Origin of the sequence: Tepidibacter thalassicus DSM 15285 (assembly GCF_900129915.1) — a bacterium.
In the GTDB taxonomy this organism is placed as follows: Bacteria; Bacillota; Clostridia; order Peptostreptococcales; family Peptostreptococcaceae; genus Tepidibacter; species Tepidibacter thalassicus.
This window is the reverse complement of the sequence record NZ_FQXH01000006.1, coordinates 117,355-141,122: the sequence shown is the minus strand read 5'-3', so window position 1 is coordinate 141,122 and position 23,768 is coordinate 117,355. Positions and strand designations below refer to the sequence as shown.

Below are 23,768 nucleotides of genomic sequence, written 5' to 3'. Positions count from 1 at the left end.
AAAAAGTCAACAAAAATGTATCAAAATAATGGAAAAAGTAATATATTATTTATTATATAAAAATTTGGATGTTTGAAAATAAAGAAAGGAGGGATATGGGGGTGAGAGTTTATGTTTCTAATTTTTTGTCAAAAAGTATATCTATTATAAATGGAAAGTTTCTTTTAGAAGAGGATAGAATATATTTAGATGAAAATGTATATCCTCATCATTTTTGTATAGATAAAAATGAGAAAATTATATATATACCTAGTAGTGTAAATGGAGTTTTATATATAGTCAGTATAGAAGATAAAACAGTAATAGATAGTATATCTATAGGTGGAAATTTGAGTCAAGTTGTGCTTTACAATGATGAAGAACTTTATATAGCTAATGAAGATTCTAATAGTATATATATAGTTGATGTGAAAAAAGTTAATCCTATAGGTGTTGTTTGTGTTGATAATATGCCTCACGGAATTGTTTTAGATAAAAATCAACATAAATTGTATGTTCCATGTTCTAATTATTTGATTGTAATAGATGTGATATCTAAGAATATCATTGAAAAAGTAGAATTAAATTTTACGCCATGGCATTTAAAAGTTGATGAAATAAAAAATATAATTTATGTAACCACTAAAAATGGACGTATAATAATATTGGATAGATTTACTTTTAAGATAATTAATGTGTTAGATTGCTTTAAATTGCCTATAGAGATAATACTAAATGATTTGAAAAATGAAGTTTATATAACAGATTTTTGTAGACAAAGTGTATTGATATTGGATTCTGAAGAATATAAAATTAAAAAAGAAATAGAAATATTAGGTAAGCCTCTTGGGATAAATATATCTTGTGATAAAAAAATATTGTTTGTATCTGATATAAAAAACGATACTATAAAAGCATTTAACATTGAAGATTATAGTTTAATAAAAGATATAAAAGTTGATAAAGAGCCTACTACAATAATCTGTAGATAGGCTATTTTTTAATAAGGAGTTGTATTATTTCTCCATATATATTAGGAGCATTTTTTTTCCAATTTTCGCAAATAAGTTTTGCTTGTTTATTAGAAGCTACGTTTAAATCTATATGTATAAGAGGTGTCTGGTTTTCTATTACTTTGAGATTTACTATAAATTCATTTTCTGATATTTTAGAAAAATTTGCTTTTATTTGAGTTTCTTTTAATACTTTTTCTTTATTTTTAAATATATAAACATCTATTTTTTCTTTTATGTCAGAAGGTATCCGAGACATAAAATATTCAAGGGCTTGTATACTTTTTTTAGTAAGTGAATAGTATTCTTTTCCATCTTCTTTATAAGTTGTTAAAAAATTAGATTGCATAAGTTCTGATAGAAACTGTTGAAGTGAAAAGTAATTCATTAAGTCATTTTCCATAACTACTTGAGTAATCTGAGAATTAGTTAAATCTATTTCTATTTTATTCAATATATACAGCAATAATAATTTATTAACTGCTAACTCTTCAGATGTGTTTTGAAACATAATACATCATCCTCCGCAAAATATTCCTATGTATATATTAAACTATTTACCCCGAAAATAAAAGTATAAAAATAAAAATAAAAAATTAAAAGGCCACCTTAAAAAGGTAGCCTTTTTAACTCTGTGTTTATTTTTTAGATATTTGCTTTTCAGCCATTTCAACTAATTTTTTAGTCATATATCCACCAACATATCCGTTTTGTCTAGCTGTTAAATTTCCTTTGTCAATATTTTCGTAATTTGATAAACCAAGTTCATTAGCTGTTTCAAGTTTCATTTGATTTAAAGCAGCTTTTGCTTCGGGAACTACTTTTTTATTTCTTCCTGCCATGTCAATTCCTCCTTATAATGTCAAATTATTGAGTTTGTGTACAACATCTTGTTTGATGTTGTATTATTAATTTATCCAATTTTGATAAATATATGTTAGAAATATTTGGTATAAATTAAAGTTTACGCATCTGAACCGTATTTTTTATGCATTTTTATTTTTTTATCTTTTCGAATTCCTTCTTGAATCGAATGGGCTTCTCTTAAATAATGTCTAGGTTCGACTTTATTTGTAATTCGTCCAGATTCAATTCTTTTTCCTTTTAAATTAGTGTATTCACTTCTTATATCAGACACAAAAAACACCTCCTAAAAATAATTTTCCCATTTCAAAATTAAATCTTCTAGTAATTTTTTGAAGGATATAAAAATAAATTATATTAATGAAAATTATATTTTGGGAGGGTTTGGTGTGAAAATATTGATAATTTCTTTTAAAAAGATAATTTTAAGTTTAATTATATTTGTAATAGCTTTAATTATATTATTATGTTCTCTATATGTTATAAAAGATACCATGGCACAAATTGAAGAAAAAAAATTACCTATTTACTGTGTTGATACAGATGAGAAGAAAATTGCTATAAGCTTTGATGCTGCTTGGGGACAAACTTATACTAAACAAATATTGGATATATTAGATAAATACAATGTTAAAACGACTTTTTTTTTAGTGGGATTTTGGGTAGATAAATATCCGGATTTGGTAAAAGAGATACATAATAGAGGACATGAAATAGGAAATCATTCTACAACTCATCCGAAAATGAGTCTTTTAAGCAAAAATCAAATTATTAAAGAACTTGAAATTACTTCTAAAAATATAGAAAAAATTACAAATGAAAAACCAAAGGTTTTTAGACCGCCATTTGGAGATTACAATAATACACTCATAGAAACTGCTCGTGAATTAGGTTACTATACTATACAGTGGGATGTAGATTCTCTGGATTGGAAAGAAATAGGTGTTGAACACGTTGTTGATAGAGTGATAAAAAACACAAAAAATGGATCCATAGTGTTGTTTCACAATAATGCAAAATATGTAACTGAGTATTTACCTTTGATTTTAGAAAAATTACAGTCTCAAGGATATAAAATAGTTCCAGTGTCTGAGCTTATATACAAAAAAGATTATATTATAGATTCTTCAGGAAAACAAAAGAGAGTAGATTGATTTTGTAAATATACAGCATTAATTATATAATAAAATATGAGGTGATTATTTTGTTTTTAATCCCAAAAACGGTATTAGTAAAAGATGTGATGTCTAAAAATTTTATTATGGTATATGAAGAAGAAAAGTTTAAATTGTGTTTAGAGGAAATGTTAAAAAATAATTTAACTGATATATTTGTTATAGATAAAAATAAAAAAATAAAAGGATTGCTTTCATTGACAGATATATCTAGAATAAAAATAAAAAAATTAAACGAGTATCTTCCGATAAAAAATTTTATGACAAAAAAAATAATAACTGTTACTAAAAATATCAATTTACTTGAATGTAGAAATATAATGATTAAAAATAAGATAGCTAGACTTCCGGTTGTGGAAAATGAAATGTTAATAGGAGTTATAAGAGAAGAACAGATAAGAGATTATTTTTATATGAAAATGGAAGAACTTGGGATGAAATTAAATCACATAATAAATAATATACATGAAGCTGTATGTGTTGTTGATAAAGAAGGATACGTTGTAATTTGGAATAAAAATTCTGAAAAGTTATATAGAGTAAAAGGTAGCGACATAATAGGAAAAAAGTTAAAGGATTTTTTTCCTAAGGCAATTCTTTTGAAAGTGTTAGAAAATAAAAAAGCTATAAGTGATGTGTATCATTCTCCTCCTAGAAAAGATACTGATGTAGTAGTAAGTGCACATCCTATTTTTATAGATGGAGAATTTGTTGGAGCTGTATCGACAGATAGAGATATTACACAAGTAAAGAAATTGTCTTATCAGCTTGAAAAAGCAAATAGTACTTTGAAATTTTTAGAAAGTGAATTTAAAAAATTTTCAAGTAGTAATTTTGGGAACATAATTGGTAGAAGTGAAAAACTTATAAAAACAATAGAAATAGCAAGACAAGTTGCAAAAACTAATGCTAGCATATTAATTCTCGGGGAAAGTGGAACGGGAAAAGAAGTTTTTGCAAGAGCTATACATGAGTACAGTCAAAGAGAAGGTTTATTTGTTCCTGTTAATTGCAGTGCTATACCAAGTGAATTGTTTGAAAGTGAATTTTTTGGTTATGAAGCAGGAGCTTTTACTGGGGCGAGTAAAAAAGGAAAAATAGGAATTTTTGAACTTGCACATAATGGAACTGTATTTTTGGATGAAATAGCAGATCTTCCTATGCATATGCAGGCGAAATTATTAAGAGTTTTGCAGGAAAAAGAAATTAGAAGAGTAGGAGGAGAGAAGACAATAAATATAAATGTAAGAGTAATATCTGCTACAAATAAAAATTTAGTAGAAATGATAGAAAAAGAACAATTTAGAGATGATTTATACTACAGGCTAAATGTAGTAGAACTCAGTTTACCGCCATTGAGAGAAAGACAAGGAGATATAGTGATTTTAATAAATTATTTTTTAAGAGAGTTATGTGACCAAAATGGAAAACAAATACCTCAAATAGAGAGTGAAGTAATTGATATACTTCAAAATTATGAATGGAAGGGCAATATAAGAGAGCTTAAAAATACAATAGAGCATTTGATTGTTTTATGTAAAGAAAATATTATAACAAAAGATATAATACCTAATTACATTTTGGAGAAAGTTAGAAAAAGGGTAAAAAAAGATGAATATCCTATGGATTTAAATGAAGCTGTATCAAAAGTAGAAGTGGAAATTATCAAAAAAGCTTTGGAAATTTCGGGAGGAAATAAAGCAAAAGCTGCAAAAATTTTAAATATTCCAAGAAGCACTTTGTATTATAAAATGGATATTTATAAAATATAGTGTCGGTTAGCTGACGTATGTTGAAAATTTGACACTATATTTTTTTGGGGATATAATTAGCAATTGTGCAAAAAAATATATACATAGAACAAAATTATGTCAAAAATTTGACATTTACATAAAATTAAATAAGTAAAAAAATATATATAATTTTTTTTTATAGTACTTGAATCAATTGTTATAAATAAATATATTTAATTTTAAAATTTCATATAAAGTTGGCATGAGTATTGCTTAAATAAAGTGGTGAGAATAATAAAAGGATAGGAGGTGAGAATGTGAAAGTATGTATTGATTTAAAACAACATGTTGGTAATCCTTGTAAACCTATAGTGGATATAGGGCAAGATGTTAAAAAAGGAGAATTAATTGCTAAACCACAAGGACTTGGTGCAAATGTACATTCAAGTGTTTATGGTAAAGTAATAGATGTAAATGAAAAAGAAATAGTTATAGAAGCTTTTGAAAAACAACCAGATGAGTATGTAAAAATAAAAGAAACAAACAGTTACTTAGAAGCTATAAGAGAAGCTGGAATAGTCGGTTCTGGTGGTGCTGGTTTTCCTACTCATGTTAAATTGAATGTTGACTTAAAAGGTGGATATGTTATTGCAAATGCAGCAGAATGTGAGCCAATTCTTTCTCATAATGTTGCATTAATGGAAGAAAATCCAGAAATAGTTGTAAAGGGATTGAAATATATTATTGAAATAACTAATGCTTCAAAAGGGTATATAGCTGTAAAGCCAAAATACAAGAAAGCTATTATGGCGCTTGGTAAGGTATGCAAAAATGAAGAAAATATAGAAATTAAGTTTTTGCCAGATATGTATCCGGCTGGAGATGAAAGGGTTATTATAAGAGAACTTTTGGGAGTAGAACTAAAACCTGGACAGTTGCCACTTGAAGCAAATACTGTTGTTTCTAATGTAGAAACTATTAAAAATATTGTTTTGGCAATAGAAAAAAGAAAACCTGTAATAACTAAGGATATTACTATTGGTGGAAGAGTTAAATATGCTAAAGAAGGTAAAGTATTCTTTGATGTTCCAATAGGAATGCCAATTAAACACTATATAGAACAATGTGGAGGATATGAAAAGCCATATGGAGAAATAGTGTTAGGAGGACCTTTTACAGGAAGGCATGGAGAAGAAAGTTCATCTGTTAATAAGACATTAGGTGGAATATTGGTGTCTATGCCGTTCCTAAATGAAAGTAGAAAAGTAGGTATAATAGCATGTGAATGTGGAGCTCAAGAAGAAAGATTGAAAGAAATTGCAAAGGGAATGGGTGCTGAGGTTATAGCAGAGACAAAATGTAAAAGAATGACAGAAGTTAATGGAAGATATAGATGTAATTTACCTGGAGTGTGTCCGGGGCAAGCGGAAAAAGTACTTTATCTTAAAAAGCAAGGAGCAGAAGTTGTATTGGTTGGAACGTGTGAGGACTGAACTAATACAGTTATGAATGTAGCTCCTAGGTTAGGAGTTCCAGTTTATCATAGTACAGATCATGTTTTAAGAGGTGCAGGACATAGATTATATAGAAGGAAAAAATAAAGGGAGGCGATTTACTATGTCAATTACTCCAGAAACAGCTAAAACTCATGCAAAAGACCCAGCGGTTTGTTGTTGTAGATTTGAAGCTGGTACTGTAATTGAAGCGTCAAATTTAGAAGATCCAGCGATATTTCCAGATTTAGAGGATTCAGGTTTGCTTGAAATACCTGAGAATTGTTTAAGTATAGAAGAAGTTTTAGGTGCAAAATTGACCCAAACAGTAGATGCTTTGACTCCGCTTACTGCAGATTTATTAGAAGGGGTAAATAAAGTAGAGGAAGTTAAAAAAGAAGTGGTTGAAGAAAATAAAGAGGAAAAGGTAGCTAGTGTATCTTATACGGCACCATCTGTGAGTGGATCAAGTATAAAAATTCACATTGGAGAAGGAAAAGATATAAATTTAGAAATTCCTTTAAATGTAGCAACTTCAATGGGAGTAGTTTCACAAGCAACTTCAGAACCTGTAGCTGAGGTTAAAGAAGAAACTAAAAAAGAAATTGAAGAAGCTAAAGTTGTTAGAAAATTAGTTAAAAAACATTTTAAGATAGAAAAAGTAGAGTTTGCTGATGAAACTAAAATAGAAGGTACTACTTTATATATAAGAAAGGATATTTGTCCAGAAGCAATAGCATCTGAAGAATTAGTTGTGGATATGAAGTTAGATATAATAACTCCAGACAAATATAACAGTTACAGTGAGACAATAATGGATATTCAACCTATTGCTACTAAAGAAGAGGGTGAACTAGGGGAAGGTATTACTAGAGTATTAGATGGTGTTATTGTCATGGTAACAGGAACTGATGAATATGGAGTGCAGATAGGTGAATTTGGTTCTTCTGAAGGTGATCTTGATAAGAATATAATGTGGGGAAGACCAGGTGCTCCAGATAAAGGAGATATCTTTATTAAAACAGAAGTAGTGATAAAGGCTGGTACTAATATGGAAAGACCAGGACCGCTTGCAGCACATATGGCTACAGATGTTATAACTCAAGAAATAAGAGAAGCTCTTAAAAAAGCTGATGAGTCTTTGGTTGTTGAAACTGAAGAATTAGTTCAGTACAGAAGAAATGGTAAAAAGAAAGTTGTTATAGTTAAAGAAATAATGGGTCAAGGTGCAATGCATGATAATTTAATTTTACCAGTTGAACCTGTTGGAACATTAGGTGCAAAACCTAACGTTGATCTTGGAAATGTTCCAGTTGTTCTTTCTCCACTTGAAGTGTTAGATGGAGGTATTCACGCATTAACTTGTATAGGACCTGCGTCTAAAGAAACTTCAAGACATTATTGGAGAGAGCCTCTTGTAATAGAAGCTATGAATGATGAAGAGATAGATTTAGTAGGTGTTGTATTTGTAGGTTCTCCTCAAGTTAATGCTGAAAAATTTTATGTATCTAAAAGACTTGGTATGATGATAGAAGCCATGGGTGTAGATGGAGCTATAATAACTACAGAAGGATTTGGAAATAATCATATAGATTTTGCATCTCATCATGAACAAATAGGTAGTAGAGGTGTTGCGGTAGTAGGTATGACATTTGCAGCTGTTCAAGGTGCTTTGGTTGTTGGTAATGAATATATGAAATACATGATAGATAATAATAAATCTAAGCAAGGTATAGAAAATGAAATACTTTCTAACAATACGTTGTGTAAAGAAGATGCTATAAGAGCATTAGCTATGCTTAAAACTGTCATGGCTGGAGAAGAAGTCAAAGCTCCAGAAAGAAAATGGAATAACAATGTTAAGTTGAATAATATTGAATTAATTGAAAAAGAAACTGGAAATAAAATAGAACTTGTTGAAAATGAACAAGTATTAGAAAAAAGTAGAAAGAGAAGAGAAATTTATGAAAAAGAATAAATTAAATAGTTAGGTGATATAATGGACAGATTGAGATATGCTTCTACGGAAAGAGTATATGAGGGTGTAATAGTTGAATTAACTGATGGTAGTGTTACTATTGATTTAAAGGGAAGACTTGGACAATTTAAAATTCCAAAGAGAATGTTGATTAGTGATTATGAATTGAAACTTGGCTTAGAAGTTGGATTTTTATTGAGTTATCCTGAAGTTTTAGGGCCAGAAGTTAATGAAAAATATGCTAAGATAATAGAAGAAAATAAAAGACGAGAAGAAGAAAAGAAAAAACAAAAATAAATGGGAAAGTGAGGTAATAAATATGAGTCTTACAGTTGTTAAAGGACTTCAATCAGAAATATTTGTACCTGTAACACCTCCACCGGTATGGACTCCTGTAACTAAGGAATTAAAGGATATGAAAGTTGCTTTAGCTACGGCAGCTGGTGTTCATTTGAAATCGGATAAAAGGTTTAATTTAGCAGGTGATTTTACTTTTAGAGTTATTCCGGGAGATGCTTCAACTAGTGATATGATGGTATCTCATGGTGGATATGATAATGCTGATGTTAATAAAGATATAAATTGTATGTTTCCTATAGATAGATTGAGAGAATTGGCAAAAGAAGGATTTATTAAAGAAGTTGCACCAAAACACTTTGGATTTATGGGTGGTGGAGGAGACCAACAAAAATTTACTGAAGAAACAGGTCCTGAAATTGCTAGACAATTAAAAGAAGAAGGTGTTGACGCAGTTGTCTTAACTGCTGGCTGAGGTACTTGTCACCGCTCTGCCGTGATTGTGCAGAGAGCAATTGAGGAAGCTGGAATACCAACTATAATAATAGCAGCACTTCCTCCGGTAGTTAGACAAAATGGTAGCCCTAGAGCTGTTGCTCCATTAGTTCCTATGGGAGCAAATGCAGGTGAACCAAATAATAAGGAAATGCAGACAAATATATTAAAAGATACATTGAGAAAACTTGTTGAAATAGAGAGCGCTGGTAAGATAGTACCATTGCCATATGAATATTCAGCACAAGTATAACAAAATAACTTCCTCCTGTTTAGGGGGAAGTTTTAAATAAATACCTTAAAAGGTGATAATTATGGATAAAGAAAGAATATTGAGAAGGTTAGTTATAAAATCTTTTCATGTAGATAAAGTGAAATTTGGAGATGTAAATAAATTTAGTAATGGTGTGCTTGTGGTTGACAAAGAAATATCAAACTTTCTAATTGAAGAAGATGAATTAATATCAGATATAAAAATAGATATTATATCTCCTGGACAGTACGACAAATATGTAAATACTATTATGGATATTATACCTATATCTACTAAGGTGTTGGGTAGAATAGGAGAAGGTATAACTCATACTTTAACTGGAGTTTATGTTATGCTAACTGGTGTAGATGAAGATGGAAGGCAAATGCATGAATTTGGATCTTCGGAAGGAATACTCAAGGATAAGTTGAAATTTGGTATGCCTGGAACACCTTCAGAGAATGATTATATAATTCATTTTGATGTAGTTTTAAAGGGGAATCAGCCATTTGAAAGAAAACTTCCTTTAGCTGCATTTAGAGCATGTGATAAATTTATACAGAATTTTAGGAATGTTTTAAAACAGATGGATGGAAGGGACGCTACTGAATCTCATGAGTTTTTTGATAAAATGAGACCAAATTGTAAAAAGGTTTTGATAATAAAACAAATAGCTGGTCAAGGAGCAATGTATGATAACCAACTTTTTTCTGATGAACCAAGTGGGTTAAATGGTGGAATATCTATTATAGATATAAAAAACGTTCCTATGATAATATCTCCTAATGAATATAGAGATGGTGCGTTAAGAGCTATGACGTAAGGTGGTGATTTTATGGGAATAGGACCATCAACTAAAGAGACTACCCTTCATCACTTTAGAGATCCATTACTTGATGTAGTGAGTAATGATAAAGATATAGATCTTTTAGGGGTTATGGTAGTAGGTACACCTCAAGATAATAAGGAAAAGTATTTTGTAGGGCAAAGAGCAGCAGCTTGGGTAGAAGCAATGAGAGCTGATGGTGTTATAATATCGGTTGACGGTTGGGGAAATTCTCATGTGGATTATGCAAATACTATAGAGGAGATAGGAAAAAGAGGAATTCCTGTAGTTGGACTTAGTTTTATAGGAACTCAAGCTAAGTTTGTAGTTACAAATAAGTATATGGATACAATAGTTGATTTTAATAAATCTAAAGAAGGGGTAGAAACGCAAGTTGTTGGAGAAAATACTGTAAATAAATTAGATGCTAAGAAAGCACTTGCATTTTTAAAGTTAAAAATGAGAAGAGGGGAGAAATAATATGAAAGTTATAAAAAGTATTCATGCAGTTGACTCTCATACTATGGGAGAACCTACAAGAATAATTGTAGGTGGAGTACCAAATATTCCTGGGAAAACTATGGCTGAAAAAAAAGAGTATTTAGAAAAGAATATGGATAATTTGAGAACATCAGTAATGCTTGAGCCTAGAGGACATAATGACATGTTTGGTTCAATTATTACAGCTCCGGTTAATGAAGAAGCGGATTTTGGAATAATATTTATGGATGGTGGAGGATATTTAAATATGTGTGGCCATGGCTCAATAGGTGCTGTAACTGTAGCAGTTGAAACAGGAATGGTTGAAGTAAAAGAACCTATTACAGAAGTTACTATGGATACTCCAGCAGGGATAGTTAGAGCTAAGGCAAGAGTAGAAAATGGAAAAGTTAAAGAAGTATCAATAATAAATGTTCCAGCTTTTCACTATAAAAAAGATATAGAAATAGAAGTGCCTGAAGTAGGAAAAATAACATTTGATATATCATTTGGGGGAAGTTTTTTTGCGATAGTCGATGCTAAACAATTAGGAGTTAAAGTTGAACCTAAAAATGCTAAAAAATTAACTGAATTAGGACTTAAAATAAGAGATATAATAAATGAAACTGTTGAGATAAAGCATCCTACATTAAATCATATAAAAACAGTTGATTTAGTAGAAATATACGATGAACCAACTCATCCTGAAGCTAATTATAAAAATGTAGTTGTATTTGGTCAAGGGCAAGTAGATAGATCTCCTTGTGGTACGGGAACTAGTGCGAAATTAGCGACATTGTATTCTAAAGGAGAATTGAAAGAAGGAGAATTATTTGTTTATGAGAGTATTTTAGGAACGTTGTTTAAAGGCAGAGTAGTTGGAACTGGTGAGCTTGGAGGGTATAAAACTATAACTCCAGAAATAACGGGAGCAGCTTATATAACAGGATTTAATCACTTTGTAATAGATCCTGATGATCCGTTAAAGTATGGATTTATATTAAAGTAAAATTAATTAAAATTTAAAAAGGAGGATGTAAACTATGATTAAACTGGTTTTAAGTGTTTTGGGTTTATTGACGATTTGGTTTGCTGTTGTATTCATAAAAGACTTTATGAAAAATAAAAATAATCTAGAAAAACACAATACTTGGGGAAAAGTTACTGCTATTGGATTTATAACTAATTTTTTTGATACTTTGGGAATAGGTTCTTTTGCACCTACTACAGCATTACTTAGAGCCTTTAAGCAAACTAAAGACAGAGTAATTCCTGGAACACTTAATGTATCTTGTACAATACCTGTTGTGCTTGAAGCATTTATATTTATGACAGTTATACAAGTGGATCCTGTTTCGTTGATAGCTATGCTTGCGGCTGCAACGATTGGAGCTTGGGTTGGAGCAGGAATAGTTTCAAAACTTCCAGAAAGAAAAGTTCAAATTGCTATGGGAGTGGCATTGTTTATTACTGCATTTTTAATGCTTGCAGGAGAAATGAAATGGATGCCAGGAGGAGGAGAAACGTTATCACAAGCATTTGATGGAGTTAAAAATAATTTAATTTATAAAACTATGGAAGTAAAACAAACTGTTGATGGAAAAGAAGTTACAAAAATGTTAGGAGTTCCTATTGGTGTTAATGGTTTAAAACTTATAGTAGCAGTAATTGCTAACTTTATATTGGGGGCTTTAATGACTGCTGGAATAGGACTTTATGCACCTTGTATGGCACTTGTTTATTTCTTGGGAATGTCTCCAAGAGTTGCTTTTCCTATAATGATGGGTTCTTGTGCATTTTTAATGCCTGTTGCTTCTGTTAAGTTTGTTAAAGAAGGAGCTTATGATAGAAGAGCTTCTATGGGTATAACAATAGGTGGTGTAATAGGTGTTATTATAGCAGCTTATTTGGTTCGTTCTTTACCTTTAAAAATATTAAAATGGCTAGTTATAGTAGTTATATTTTATACTTCAACTACAATGCTTAGAGTAGCATCTAAAAATAAGGAAATGCCATCGAAGCCAGCAGATGAATAGTATAGAAATGAAAAACTGCCAACTTAAGAGTTGGTAGTTTTTTGTTTTAGTTTTAAAATATTATAAAAATTTTTGAATAAAAATACTTTCTTAAAAATATATTTATATAGATAATACATAAGAACATGGAGGGAGTAGAGATGATTAATATAAAAGAAGATACAAATGTTGTGAATTTATTAGGAGAAATTATAGAAGATTTAAATTTTAGTCATGAAATATTTGGAGAAAAATTTTACAATACTAGAATAAAAATAAAAAGATTGAGTGAATCAGAAGATATACTTCCTGTTACTATATCGGAAAGATTGCTTGAAGATTTTGAGTTGTATGTAGGGAAAAAGATAGGTATTTTGGGACAATTAAGATCATATAATAAATCGGTAAATGGAAAAAACAGATTGATATTAACGGTATTTGCGAGAGAATTAGTAGAATTTGAAGAAGGAAAAAAAGATCCGAATAATATATTTTTAGATGGATATATATGTAAAAACCCTGTTTATAGGAAAACACCACTGGGAAGAGAAATAACTGATTTGCTTTTAGCTGTAAATAGGTCTTATAATAAATCTGATTATATACCTTCAATAGCGTGGGGAAGAAATGCTAAGTTTTCTAAAAATCTTAATATAGGAGATAGAGTTCAAATATGGGGAAGAATACAAAGTAGAGAATATGAAAAAAAATTAGATAATGGTAAAGTGGATAAAAAGGTTGCCTATGAAGTATCGGTATCAAAAATGAAAAAGCTATCTGAAAATAATTCTAAGTAGAACTATTTCTATTGAATAATGGAATTATATTTATTATAATAGATAAGTAATAACTAAAGAAAAGACAGAAGGTGAATTCTCTTGGAAAGGATATGCTTAGAGGAATCATATTATATAAGAGGTAGTATTTGTCCGAGCAAAAAGGAAAACAATATATATAATTTTTTGGATACCATAAACTGCTCTATTGGGGAGAAGGTTTTGCTTTTAGGTGATATTTCTAATTACGGAAAATATTTAAAGAAAATGGGAGTAGATGTTATTATTTTAGAAAATGAAGATTATTGCACTACTTCTGCTATACTCAACAATGAAAACTGTAATATAATAAAGGGATCGGTTGAATATATGCCTTTTAAAGATAAATACTTTGATAAGGTGATATTTTTAAATTATTTTAATTGTTTTGAAAATGAAAAGAGAGTATTAAAAGAGATTTATAGAGTTTTAAAATACAAGGGAAAAGTGATAATAGAAGATAAAAATCCTAATAATTTATTGACTAAGTTTAAAGTATTCCAGAATAAAATCAGAGGGTGTAATGGGAAATTTTATCATCCGGAAGAAGTTTTGGATATATTTGATAAGAATGGGTTTTATGGAAGTTTTAGAGAAATTGATAAGGAAAAGTATATTTATATAGGAATTAAAGTGGATTAAAGACTAGGTAAGCCTAGTCTTTTTTCTAATGAAAGGAGTGGTAAAAATGATAATACATTATAATTTTGTAGTTTGGATAATATTGATAATTATACTTATTTCTATACAATATTCTATAAATAAAGTAATAGTATTATTAAAAGATATTAAAAATATATTGATGCAATTAAATATAAAGGATAGATTGTAAAATGATAAACTCAAGATTGATAAAAAGGGATATAAAAAATATTGCAGAAGTAATATCTTCTGTATTAAATGTAGATGTTACAATAGTTGATGAAAATTTAATTAGAATTGCAGGTACAGGAAAATACAGTGATAAAGTAGGAGAAAAGGTGAGTTTATATTCTGTATTTAAAATTGCTTTAGATACAGGAGAAAGTTTTATAATTGAAAATCCAAGGAATGATAAAATATGTCAAATGTGTAAGGGGAAAAAAGATTGTAAAGAATTTGCAGAGGTTTGTTGTCCTATAAAATTGGATGATAAAATATATGGAGTTATAGGTCTTATAGCTTTTTCAAAAGAGCAACGAGATAATATAGTGAGAAATAAAAAGGAGCTTATGGATTTTTTAACTAAAATGGCAGATCTTATATCGAGCAAAATAAAAGCAGAAAATAAATCTTATGAACTTAAAATAGAAGCTAAAAGACTTGAAACTCTTTTGAATAATATGGATAAAGCTGTTGTTTCTACAGATATGTATGGAAATATAGATAAATATAATGACAAGTTTAAGAAAATATTTGATTTGAAAGGAAGTATAGAAAAAGAAAATATATTTGATATATTTTCTTTTATAAAAATAGAAGATATTAAAGGAATAAAAAAAAGATATAAAAGTACAAGCTTTGTATATAAAAAAGAAGGTTATACGTTTAGGGGAATTTATAATATAAATCCTATAATTATAGATAGAGAAGTAAAAGGTTATGTATTTGATTTTATAGATAATTACTCTGCGATTAAGGAATTTAATGAAATAACAGGTACAGACTATAATATAAAATTTAATAATATAATAGGGAATAGTAAACTGATGGAGAAGGTAAAGAAAGAAGCACAAATTGCATCTAAATCATCATCTACGGTGTTGATTACAGGGGAAAGTGGAACTGGCAAAGAATTGTTTGCAAGGGCGATACATAATAATAGTTATAGATGCGAAGGACCTTTTATAGCTATTAATTGTGCAGCAATACCGGATAATTTATTAGAGAGTGAATTGTTTGGATACGAAGAAGGTGCTTTTACAGGAGCTAAAAAAGGAGGAAAACTTGGAAAGTTTGAGCTTGCCAATAAAGGAACTATATTTTTAGATGAAATTGGGGATATGAGTCTTCATCTTCAAGGCAAGTTGTTGAGAGTTTTGCAAGAAAGAGAAGTAGAAAAAATAGGAGGAAAAACAAATATATCAGTAGACGTAAGGATAATAGCTGCTACTAATAGGAATTTAGAAAAGATGGTTGAAAAAGGAGAATTCAGAGAAGATCTTTATTATAGATTAAATGTAATACCTATAAATATTCCTCCTTTAAGAGAAAGAAAAGAAGATATTTATTTGTTGGTGGAAAATATTATTGCTAATTATTCTAAGAAATTAAATAAAGCTGTATATGGAATAGATGATAGAGCCATGGAAAAAATATTGAGTTATTCATGGCCGGGAAATGTAAGGCAACTTCAAAATGCCATAGAATATAGTATAAATATGGCTAATTCTAATATTATAAAATATGAAGATTTGCCTCAGAAGTTAAAAGATGATACTAAAAAAATAGTTATTAGTAAAGAGGAAGAAATAATACCTCTTAAAGATTTGGAAAGAAGAGAAATAATTAAAGCTTTGGAAAAATTTAAGGAATACAAAAAAGATAAAGAAAAAGCTGCATATGCTTTGGGGATTTCAAGAGCAACATTATATAGAAAAATAAAAGAATATAAAATACATTAGTCTCAAATTGAGAAAATATCTCAAAATGAGACTTTTTTTTGTTGTTTTGAGACTTTTTTATAAAAATTTTAAATAATAAAAAATGAATTGTTTGAAAAAGCTGGTTTTTAAATTTTGGCACAATTTATGCTAATACAAATTATGACAAAAAATATAATTGGAGGGGTTTAAAATGAAAAAAGTGATTATAGATATGTTAAAAGAAGAGGTAAAACCAGCACTTGGATGTACAGAACCTGTTGCGGTAGCTTTAGCATGCTCTAAAGCAAAAGAGCTTTTAAATGATGAAATAGTAGAATGTAATATATTTGTAAGTCCAAATGTATATAAAAATGGTATGTGCGTAGGAATACCGGGAACGAATAGATTAGGTCTTAAAATAGCGGCTTCTATGGGGCTTATAGGAGGAAAGTCTGAATTAGGACTTAAAGTTTTAGAAGCTTTAAAAGAAGAAGATGTAAAATTAGCTGAGGAATTTATGGATAAAAATATAGTGAAAATATCACCTGTAAATACAAAAGAAAAAGTATATGTTGAGGTTAATTTAAGGGGAAAAAAGAATTCATCAAAAGCTGTTATAATGATTAAACACGATAATTTTGTTCATCTTGAAAAAAATGATGAAATTTTATTAAATGGAGAGATAAGTTTAGATGCAGAATATGTTCATGTTGATAGTCCAATAGCTAATATTACAATAAAAGAATTAATTGAAGAGATAGAGAATATGAATTTAAGTGATTTAGAGTTTTTGCTTGAAGGGATTAAAATGAATGAAGAAATTGCAAATGTTGCTCTTGAGAATAAAATAGGAATAGGAGTAGGATATGGTATTAAAAAAGCTATAGAAGATGGCATATTTTCAGATGATTTAATTAATAAAGCTATGATGCTTACAGCTGCAGCTTCAGATGCAAGAATGAGTGGGATTAATATGCCGGTTATGAGTTCTAATGGAAGTGGAAATCATGGTCTTACAGCTATACTTCCAATAGCTGCATATAATTTAAAGTATCCTCAGAATGAAGAAAGATTAGCAAAAGCACTTGCTATAAGTCATGCAGTTACGGCTTATATAAAAAATTATACAGGAAGACTTTCTGCTGTATGTGGATGTGGTGTAGCTGCATCAACAGGATCAGCTGCAGCAATAACTTGGCTTATGGGTGGAAATTATGAGCAAATTGAAGGTTCTATTGAAAATATGATTGCAAATCTGAGTGGTATGATATGTGATGGAGCTAAAGCTGGATGTGCTTTAAAACTTGCTTCAGCTGCTTCAGCTGCTGTTCAAAGTGCTATAATAGCAAAATACAATTGTGTAGTTCCTCCTTTGAATGGAATAGTAGGTAATGAAGTGGAAGAGAGCATAAAGAATTTAGGTAAAATTAGTAGTGAAGGAATGACAATAACTGATGAGGTTATAATAAAAGTTATGGATAGTATGAATAACAATTAAATCTAGTTGACAAAAATCTACTTTTTAATTAAAATAGGACTTAAAATATTGTCAGGAGGTACTATACATGGATATAGAGAAAAAAGTATGGGAAACACTATGTTCAGAGGAAGATATAAATAAAAGGGTTGCTGAATTAGGAAAACAAATATCAAATGATTATAAGGATAAAAAGTTATTTGTAATATCACTTTTAAAAGGGAGCTTTATATTTACAGCTGATCTTGTTAGAAAAATAGATATACCTGTAAAAATAGGATTTATGACTACTTCTAGCTATGGCCATGGAGAAGAAAGTTCTGGTAAAGTAAATATGCTTTCAGATATTACGGATGATATATCAGGATACGATGTTTTAGTTGTAGATGATATAACGGATTCAGCACTTACAATGAGTTATGTAATGAATCATTTAAAGTCTAAAAATCCTGCTAGTATAAAATGTTGTGTATTACTTGATAAGCCGAGTAGAAGAAAAGTAGATTTAGTTCCGGATTATGTTGGATTTACAATAGAAGATAAGTTTGTAGTTGGATATGGATTAAATTATGGAGATTATTACAGAAATGTTCCATATGTATTTAATGTAACAGATAAAGATAGATAAAAAAGTGGTCATTTGACCACTTTTTTTAGCCTCTTAAATCTTCCATTAATTTTGTTTTTTCTTTTGTTTTATCGTCTTTCATTTTAACTATTTTAGCAGGAGACCCAGCTACAACTGCGTTTTCAGGAACATCTTCAGTTACAACAGCGCCTGCTGCAACAACAGCTCCTTTTTTTATTTTAACACCTTCAAGTATTACAGCGTTAGCTCCAATTACAACATTGTCTTCTATAATGACAGGAGTTGCAGAAGGAGGCTCAAGTACTCCTGCAACAACAGCTCCAGCTCCAAGGTGGACGTTTTTACCTATGATTCCTCTTGCTCCTACAACTGCATTCATATCTATCATTGAACCTTCGCCGATTTCTGCCCCTATATTTATAACTGCTCCCATCATTATAACAGCATTTTTACCGATGGAAACCATATCTCTTATAATAGCACCAGGTTCAATTCTAGCATTTTCATGTAAGTAGTTGTACATAGGTATAGCGGAATTCCTTCTATCAAATTCTATGTGATAGTCGACAATAGTTTCTTTATTTTCTTCTAGTATGTTATTTACTATATCGTGTTCTCCTATGATTATATATGAATTTTCATTTCCAAATATTTTTACATCTTTGTATTTTTCAATGTTTAATTTTCCCTTTAAGTATACTTTAACAGGTGTTTTTTTAGTTGAGTTTTTTATGAATTTTGCTATTTCATATGGATCTGTTAATTTCATCATTCGTAAAGTACCTCCTATATTTACAAAGTTACTATGTCTTTCATATTATAATATCCATTTTCTTTATTTACAATAAATTTAGCAGCTTTTAGTGATCCTTGTGCAAATATTTTTTTTGACAAAGCTACATGATTGAGCTCTACTATTTCATCTGTACCTGCGAATATTACTGAGTGTTCACCTACTATAGTTCCACCTCTTAATGCGTGGATTCCTATTTCATTTTCTTTTCTTTTTGCGTTTTTTCCACATCTGCTATAATTAAATTCGGTATTATCTAAAACTTTCTGAATTTCATTAGCAAGCATTAAAGCTGTACCGCTAGGAGCATCTACTTTTTTATTATGATGTTTTTCGATTATTTCTATATCGAAATTAGTTAAAGCTTTAGTAGTGATTTCTACCAATTTTAATAGTAGATTTATACCAAGTGACATGTTAGAGCTGTGGAATATAGGTATTTCTTTAGAAGCTTCTTTTATCATATTAAGTTCATCATCATTATATCCAGTTGTAGCAATAACTAAAGGGGTTTTTGTGTTTTTACAATAAGTTAATAAATCTTTTAAACTTTCAGGATTTGAAAAATCAATAACAACATCTGCTTTTTCTTTTATATCTAGTATGTTTGAGTATAATTTGTAGTTTGTATTTTCTTTTTCGTATTTAGATACGCCTGCTATAAGTTCGAAATTTTTATCTTCATATATAGAATTGGTTAAAACTTTTCCCATTTTTCCAAGAGATCCATTAATTATAACTTTAATCATATGAGTTCCTCCTAATGCATTATTTAAAATCCTATATTGTAAAACAATATAGGATTTTATTTTAATTTAAAACCATAATTAATTAGTTCTTTTTTTAGAATTTCTAAATTGTTTTTACTCATTTCAACAAGTGGAAGTCTGAGTTCTCCCATATCAAATCCTAGTAAATTCATGGCAGTTTTAATAGGAATAGGATTTACTTCTATAAATAAAGCATCTATTAAAGGTTTCATATCTAGTTGTAATTTTCTAGAACCTTTTATATCTCCTTCAAAGTATTTAGCTACTAAATCATGAGTATCTTTAGGGCATATATTTGCTATTACAGAAATTACTCCAGTTCCACCTAAAGATAAAAGTGGTAAAATCATATCGTCATTTCCTGAGTATATTGCAAAATCTTCAGGGCAAATTCTTGCTATTTCAGCAACTTGAGCTATATTTCCGCTAGCTTCTTTTATACCTACTATATTTTTAATTTTAGCTATTTCAACAAGTGTACTAGGTTTAATATTAACTCCTGTTCTTCCTGGTACATTATAAACTATAATAGGTATATTTACAGAGTTTGCAATAGCTTTAAAGTGAGATATAAGTCCATTTTGAGTAGTTTTATTATAATATGGGGTTATAACTAACAGTCCGTCAACTCCGTATTCTTCTGCTTTTTTACTTAAATGGATTGAATGAGCTGTATTATTAGATCCTGTTCCTGCTATTACAGGTATTCTTTTATTTGTTTTTTCAACTACGAATTTTATGGTTTGAAGCTGTTCTTCATCACTCATTGTAGATGCTTCGCCAGTAGTACCACATATAATTAAAGCATCAGTTCCTTCTTTGATATGATATTCTATAAGTTCTTCAAGTTTATCAAAATTAATTTTACCGTTTTTAAAAGGAGTAACTAAAGCAACACCAGAACCTTTAAAAATCATAAAAATTCACCCTTTCTATATTAAATTATATTTTAATAAAAGCTCAGCTATTTGAACTGTATTTGTTGCAGCGCCTTTTCTTATGTTATCGGCAACTACCCATATATTAATTCCGTTATCTACGCTAAAATCTCGTCTAATTCTTCCGACATATACTTCATCTTTTCCTTCAACGTCTAATGCTAGAGGATATTTGTTTTCTTTTGGATTGTCGATTACAATTACACCTTGAGTATTTTTCAAAATATTGAATATTTCTTCGATTTCAAATTCATTTTCAAATTCTACATTTATAGATTCGCTATGTCCGTAAAGTACAGGTACTCTTACTGTTGTAGCAGTTATTTTAATATTATAATCGTTCAGTATTTTTTTTGTTTCATTTATCATTTTCATTTCTTCTTTAGTATAACCATTATCCATAAATATGTCTATGTGTGGTAGACAGTTATAAGCTATAGGATGAGGGTAGAATGTGTTTTTGTTTCCTTTTATTCCTTCTTTAAGATCTGCAATTCCTTTAACTCCAGATCCAGAAACTGCTTGATATGTTGAATAAACAATTCTTTTTATTTTAAACTTATCGTGTAGAGCTTTTAGTGGAACTACTGCTTGTATAGTTGAGCAGTTAGGGTTAGCTATTATTCCTTTGTGTTTTTTTACTTCTTCTGGATTAACTTCAGGAACTATTAGAGGAACATTTTCATCCATTCTCCAAGCACTACTATTATCTACTACAATAATACCTTTTTGTTTTGCGATAGGAGCATATTTTTTGCTTATTTCTCCTCCTGCTGAAAATAAAGCAATATCTATTTTTTTATCAAAAGAATTTTCGTTTAATTCTTCAACTATGTAATTTTTTTCTTTAAACTTTATAGTGTTACCAGCAGATTTTTTTGATGCAAATAAATATAAGTTTTCTATAGGAAAATTTTTTTCTTCTAATATTTTCAAGAAAGTTCTTCCTACCATTCCAGTAGCACCAATTATTGCTATATTTACTTTTTTCATTTTTATACCCCCTTTATCATAAATATATGATAATATATGTTCTGTAGTTAGTAATTAGAAGTATTAGTGTTTTTTTATAAAAGAAGACTTTAATATATAGTATCACTCCCTATAAATATATTCAATATAATATATTATTGTGATAATTATTTTAAAGAGGTGATAGTTTTGTTTTTAGAAAAGGAGATTTTAAAATTAAAAGATATTGTAATTGCTCATAGAAAAAAATTGAATAAAATAGCTGAACTTGGCATGAAGGAATATAAAACGTCTAAATACATAAAAGATTATTTAGATTATTTGGGAGTAGAGTATGAAATTTTGTTAGAGACAGCAGTAGTGGGAAAAATTAAAGGCAAAAAAGGAATTAAAAATATAGCATTTAGAGCTGATATGGATGGGCTTAATGTAAATGGTGAAATAATGCATCTTTGTGGTCATGATGGTCATATGAGTATATTGTTAGGTCTTGTAGAATATCTAAATAATAATAAAGAATATTTAAATGACAATATAATTTTTATATTTCAACCAGCAGAAGAATCTCCTGGAGGAGCTTTACCTCTTATTAAAGAAGGGCTTTTGGAAAAGTATAATATCGATGAAATTTATGGACTTCATATTTATCCGGAATTAGAGGAAGGATTTGTGGGGATAAGACCTTCTTATTTTTTAGCACAAACAGGAGAAATTGATATAGAGATAATTGGTAAAAGTGGCCATGGCGCAATGCCACAAAATGCTGTAGATTCTATTGTAATAGCTTCAAATTTTGTAAATTCTATTCAAAGTATAGTATCTAGGAATATAAGACCATTAGATGAAGGGGTTTTAACTATTGGGAAAATAGAGGGAGGAAGTAGAAGAAATATAATAGCTGAAAATGTAAAACTTGAAGGAACGATGAGGGCATTTAAGCAGGAGGTTTATGATAAAATAAAAGAAAGAATATGTGAAATAGCTGATGGATTTGAAAAAGCATTTAATTGTAAAATAAATATTAACATAAAAGATGACTATCCAGCAGTAAATAATGATGTAAAATTATTTGAAGAATTTAAAAATGCATTAGGTGAAAAGCGTATAAAAATATTAGAGCCTCTTATGATAGCTGAAGATTTTTCTTATTATCAAAAATGTATACCAGGACTTTTCTTTATGCTTGGATCTAGAAATGAAAAAAAGGGATTTGTAAATGGATTACATAATATAGATTTTAATTTTAATGAAGATATTTTGTTAAGTGGAATAGATATTTACGTTAAATTATTAAAATATAAAGGAGCGTTAAAATAGAGATATGAAAGGGAGTAGAGTATCTAATTTTATATATTTATTACTTGTGGTATTGTTTTTAACTGTTGGAGTTTATTTTCAAAAAAAAGATATAAATACAGGACTTATAATAACAGAATATTTAATAGTTTTTTTACCTGCCTTAGCATTTTCATTTTTATTTAAAAAAGAAAGCATTAAAGAGTTTTTAAGATTTAACAAGACAAATTATAAAAATATAGTTTTAGCTGTTTTTATAACAGTGTTTACATATCCGATAGCTGTATTTGGCAATTTGATAATAATATTTATATTGAATTTTTTTGGACTGAATGATATACCTCAAGTTCCGTTGGCAAGTAATAATATTGAATATATATGGTTTTTATTTTTAATGGGAATAACTCCGGGAATATGTGAAGAAACCTTATTTAGAGGTTTTTTTCTACGAATGAATCAATATAGAGGTATAAAGAAAAGTATAGTGTATACAGCTTTTTTATTTGCTCTTTTTCATTTTAATATATACAATTTTATTGGTCCGTTTGTACTTGGAATTGTATTTGGTTATATGACTCTTGTTACAAATTCTATATACCCTTCTATTGTAGGGCATGCTTTAAATAATTCTATTGCTGTAACTTTGGGGTACTTTTATTTAAATAAAATTGAGAATGTAAGTAACATTTCTCATGAAATTTCAAATTATATTATTTTATTTCAATTGTGTTTTTTTGGGGTATTATCTGTAATTTCATTTTTTATTATAAGAAATTTATTTAAATTTATGAAAGGAAGTAGTATTTTGTGTAATAGAAAAAATGTGGAGAGGGGAAAATTATTTGATTATATTCCAATAATCATATGTATTTTTGTGTATATTTATATATTTTTCACTTTTCATTAAAAAGACAATTAAAATATATATTTTGGTTGTCTTTTTTGCGATTCGA

At 28.9% G+C, this 23,768-nt stretch carries 26 protein-coding genes; 19 read left to right on the top strand and 7 right to left on the bottom strand.

What is annotated here, in order from left to right; genetic code table 11:
* The first annotated feature begins 101 nt into the window (after positions 1–101).
* Complete coding sequence (locus BUA19_RS02595; RefSeq protein WP_072723486.1) at positions 102–971, top strand: YncE family protein; 870 nt, start codon at positions 102–104, stop codon at positions 969–971.
* Between the two features lies 1 nt (position 972).
* Here the strand turns inward: BUA19_RS02595 and BUA19_RS02590 are convergent, their stop codons facing one another.
* The 3 genes from BUA19_RS02590 to BUA19_RS11655 all read right to left on the bottom strand — a co-directional run bounded on the left by BUA19_RS02590 (position 973) and on the right by BUA19_RS11655 (position 2,130).
* The gene (locus BUA19_RS02590) at positions 973–1,503 is read right to left on the bottom strand and encodes a DUF4364 family protein (protein ID WP_072723325.1); all 531 of its coding nucleotides are present in this window, start codon (positions 1,501–1,503) and stop codon (positions 973–975) included.
* A 127-nt stretch (positions 1,504–1,630) separates the two neighbouring features.
* A complete protein-coding gene (locus tag BUA19_RS02585) occupies positions 1,631–1,834 on the bottom strand; it encodes an alpha/beta-type small acid-soluble spore protein (protein ID WP_072723324.1) in 204 nt (67 codons plus the stop codon).
* Positions 1,835–1,956: 122 nt separating this feature from the next.
* Positions 1,957–2,130 (bottom strand): hypothetical protein, encoded by a 174-nt coding sequence (locus BUA19_RS11655; protein WP_178137434.1) that lies wholly within the window; start codon positions 2,128–2,130, stop codon positions 1,957–1,959.
* A 115-nt stretch (positions 2,131–2,245) separates the two neighbouring features.
* On the opposite strand from BUA19_RS11655, the gene pdaB reads away from it, so the two are divergent.
* From pdaB to hpt, 16 genes are all read left to right on the top strand, one after another.
* Complete coding sequence (gene pdaB, locus BUA19_RS02580) at positions 2,246–3,010, top strand: polysaccharide deacetylase family sporulation protein PdaB (protein ID WP_072723323.1); 765 nt, start codon at positions 2,246–2,248, stop codon at positions 3,008–3,010.
* A 41-nt stretch (positions 3,011–3,051) separates the two neighbouring features.
* Positions 3,052–4,803 carry a sigma-54 dependent transcriptional regulator PrdR gene (gene prdR, locus BUA19_RS02575; protein WP_278280443.1) on the top strand — a complete coding sequence of 584 codons (1,752 nt, stop codon included), beginning with the start codon at positions 3,052–3,054 and terminating at the stop codon, positions 4,801–4,803.
* A gap of 278 nt (positions 4,804–5,081) precedes the next feature.
* On the top strand, positions 5,082–6,365 hold the full coding sequence (gene prdC, locus BUA19_RS02570; RefSeq protein WP_178137433.1) for a proline reductase-associated electron transfer protein PrdC: 1,284 nt from the start codon (positions 5,082–5,084) through the stop codon (positions 6,363–6,365).
* A 16-nt stretch (positions 6,366–6,381) separates the two neighbouring features.
* Positions 6,382–8,235 (top strand): D-proline reductase (dithiol) proprotein PrdA, encoded by a 1,854-nt coding sequence (gene prdA, locus BUA19_RS02565; RefSeq protein ID WP_072723320.1) that lies wholly within the window; start codon positions 6,382–6,384, stop codon positions 8,233–8,235.
* 21 nt (positions 8,236–8,256) lie between these two features.
* Entirely contained in the window at positions 8,257–8,532 is a 276-nt protein-coding gene (locus BUA19_RS02560; RefSeq protein WP_178137432.1) for a CBO2463/CBO2479 domain-containing protein, read from the top strand.
* Between the two features lie 22 nt (positions 8,533–8,554).
* Positions 8,555–9,280, top strand: a complete 726-nt coding sequence (gene prdB, locus BUA19_RS11410; RefSeq protein ID WP_084601903.1) for a D-proline reductase (dithiol) protein PrdB — start codon at positions 8,555–8,557, stop codon at positions 9,278–9,280.
* A 61-nt stretch (positions 9,281–9,341) separates the two neighbouring features.
* A complete protein-coding gene (gene prdD, locus BUA19_RS02545) occupies positions 9,342–10,103 on the top strand; it encodes a proline reductase cluster protein PrdD (RefSeq protein ID WP_072723316.1) in 762 nt (253 codons plus the stop codon).
* Positions 10,104–10,115: 12 nt separating this feature from the next.
* Complete coding sequence (locus BUA19_RS02540) at positions 10,116–10,586, top strand: glycine/sarcosine/betaine reductase component B subunit (protein WP_072723315.1); 471 nt, start codon at positions 10,116–10,118, stop codon at positions 10,584–10,586.
* 1 nt (position 10,587) lies between these two features.
* Positions 10,588–11,595 carry a proline racemase gene (locus BUA19_RS02535; protein ID WP_072723314.1) on the top strand — a complete coding sequence of 336 codons (1,008 nt, stop codon included), beginning with the start codon at positions 10,588–10,590 and terminating at the stop codon, positions 11,593–11,595.
* Positions 11,596–11,629: 34 nt separating this feature from the next.
* Entirely contained in the window at positions 11,630–12,622 is a 993-nt protein-coding gene (locus tag BUA19_RS02530; protein ID WP_072723313.1) for a sulfite exporter TauE/SafE family protein, read from the top strand.
* A gap of 140 nt (positions 12,623–12,762) precedes the next feature.
* Positions 12,763–13,398 carry a single-stranded DNA-binding protein gene (locus BUA19_RS02525; RefSeq protein WP_072723312.1) on the top strand — a complete coding sequence of 212 codons (636 nt, stop codon included), beginning with the start codon at positions 12,763–12,765 and terminating at the stop codon, positions 13,396–13,398.
* Between the two features lie 201 nt (positions 13,399–13,599).
* Positions 13,600–14,058, top strand: a complete 459-nt coding sequence (locus BUA19_RS02520; RefSeq protein ID WP_178137431.1) for a class I SAM-dependent methyltransferase — start codon at positions 13,600–13,602, stop codon at positions 14,056–14,058.
* A gap of 46 nt (positions 14,059–14,104) precedes the next feature.
* Positions 14,105–14,248 (top strand): hypothetical protein, encoded by a 144-nt coding sequence (locus BUA19_RS11650; protein ID WP_178137430.1) that lies wholly within the window; start codon positions 14,105–14,107, stop codon positions 14,246–14,248.
* A 1-nt stretch (position 14,249) separates the two neighbouring features.
* Positions 14,250–16,019 (top strand): sigma-54-dependent Fis family transcriptional regulator, encoded by a 1,770-nt coding sequence (locus tag BUA19_RS02515; RefSeq protein WP_072723311.1) that lies wholly within the window; start codon positions 14,250–14,252, stop codon positions 16,017–16,019.
* A 172-nt stretch (positions 16,020–16,191) separates the two neighbouring features.
* Positions 16,192–17,478: an L-cysteine desulfidase family protein gene (locus tag BUA19_RS02510; RefSeq protein ID WP_072723310.1), complete on the top strand. Its 1,287-nt coding sequence runs from the start codon at positions 16,192–16,194 to the stop codon at positions 17,476–17,478.
* A gap of 67 nt (positions 17,479–17,545) precedes the next feature.
* Positions 17,546–18,085, top strand: a complete 540-nt coding sequence (gene hpt, locus BUA19_RS02505; RefSeq protein WP_072723309.1) for a hypoxanthine phosphoribosyltransferase — start codon at positions 17,546–17,548, stop codon at positions 18,083–18,085.
* Between the two features lie 25 nt (positions 18,086–18,110).
* On the opposite strand, the gene dapD is transcribed toward hpt, so the two are convergent.
* The 4 genes from dapD to BUA19_RS02485 are packed head-to-tail and all read right to left on the bottom strand — an operon-like array spanning position 18,111 to position 21,540.
* On the bottom strand, positions 18,111–18,818 hold the full coding sequence (dapD, locus tag BUA19_RS02500; protein ID WP_072723308.1) for a 2,3,4,5-tetrahydropyridine-2,6-dicarboxylate N-acetyltransferase: 708 nt from the start codon (positions 18,816–18,818) through the stop codon (positions 18,111–18,113).
* A gap of 20 nt (positions 18,819–18,838) precedes the next feature.
* A complete protein-coding gene (gene dapB, locus BUA19_RS02495; protein ID WP_072723307.1) occupies positions 18,839–19,588 on the bottom strand; it encodes a 4-hydroxy-tetrahydrodipicolinate reductase in 750 nt (249 codons plus the stop codon).
* 56 nt (positions 19,589–19,644) lie between these two features.
* Positions 19,645–20,526, bottom strand: coding sequence for a 4-hydroxy-tetrahydrodipicolinate synthase (dapA, locus tag BUA19_RS02490; RefSeq protein WP_072723306.1), 882 nt, complete (start codon positions 20,524–20,526; stop codon positions 19,645–19,647).
* Between the two features lie 15 nt (positions 20,527–20,541).
* Positions 20,542–21,540 carry an aspartate-semialdehyde dehydrogenase gene (locus tag BUA19_RS02485; RefSeq protein ID WP_072723305.1) on the bottom strand — a complete coding sequence of 333 codons (999 nt, stop codon included), beginning with the start codon at positions 21,538–21,540 and terminating at the stop codon, positions 20,542–20,544.
* A 168-nt stretch (positions 21,541–21,708) separates the two neighbouring features.
* Here BUA19_RS02485 and BUA19_RS02480 point away from each other — a divergent pair, with 168 nt between their 5' ends.
* On the top strand, positions 21,709–22,836 hold the full coding sequence (locus tag BUA19_RS02480; RefSeq protein WP_072723304.1) for an amidohydrolase: 1,128 nt from the start codon (positions 21,709–21,711) through the stop codon (positions 22,834–22,836).
* Between the two features lie 4 nt (positions 22,837–22,840).
* Positions 22,841–23,722, top strand: a complete 882-nt coding sequence (locus BUA19_RS02475) for a CPBP family intramembrane glutamic endopeptidase (RefSeq protein ID WP_072723303.1) — start codon at positions 22,841–22,843, stop codon at positions 23,720–23,722.
* Positions 23,723–23,768: the final 46 nt, after the last annotated feature.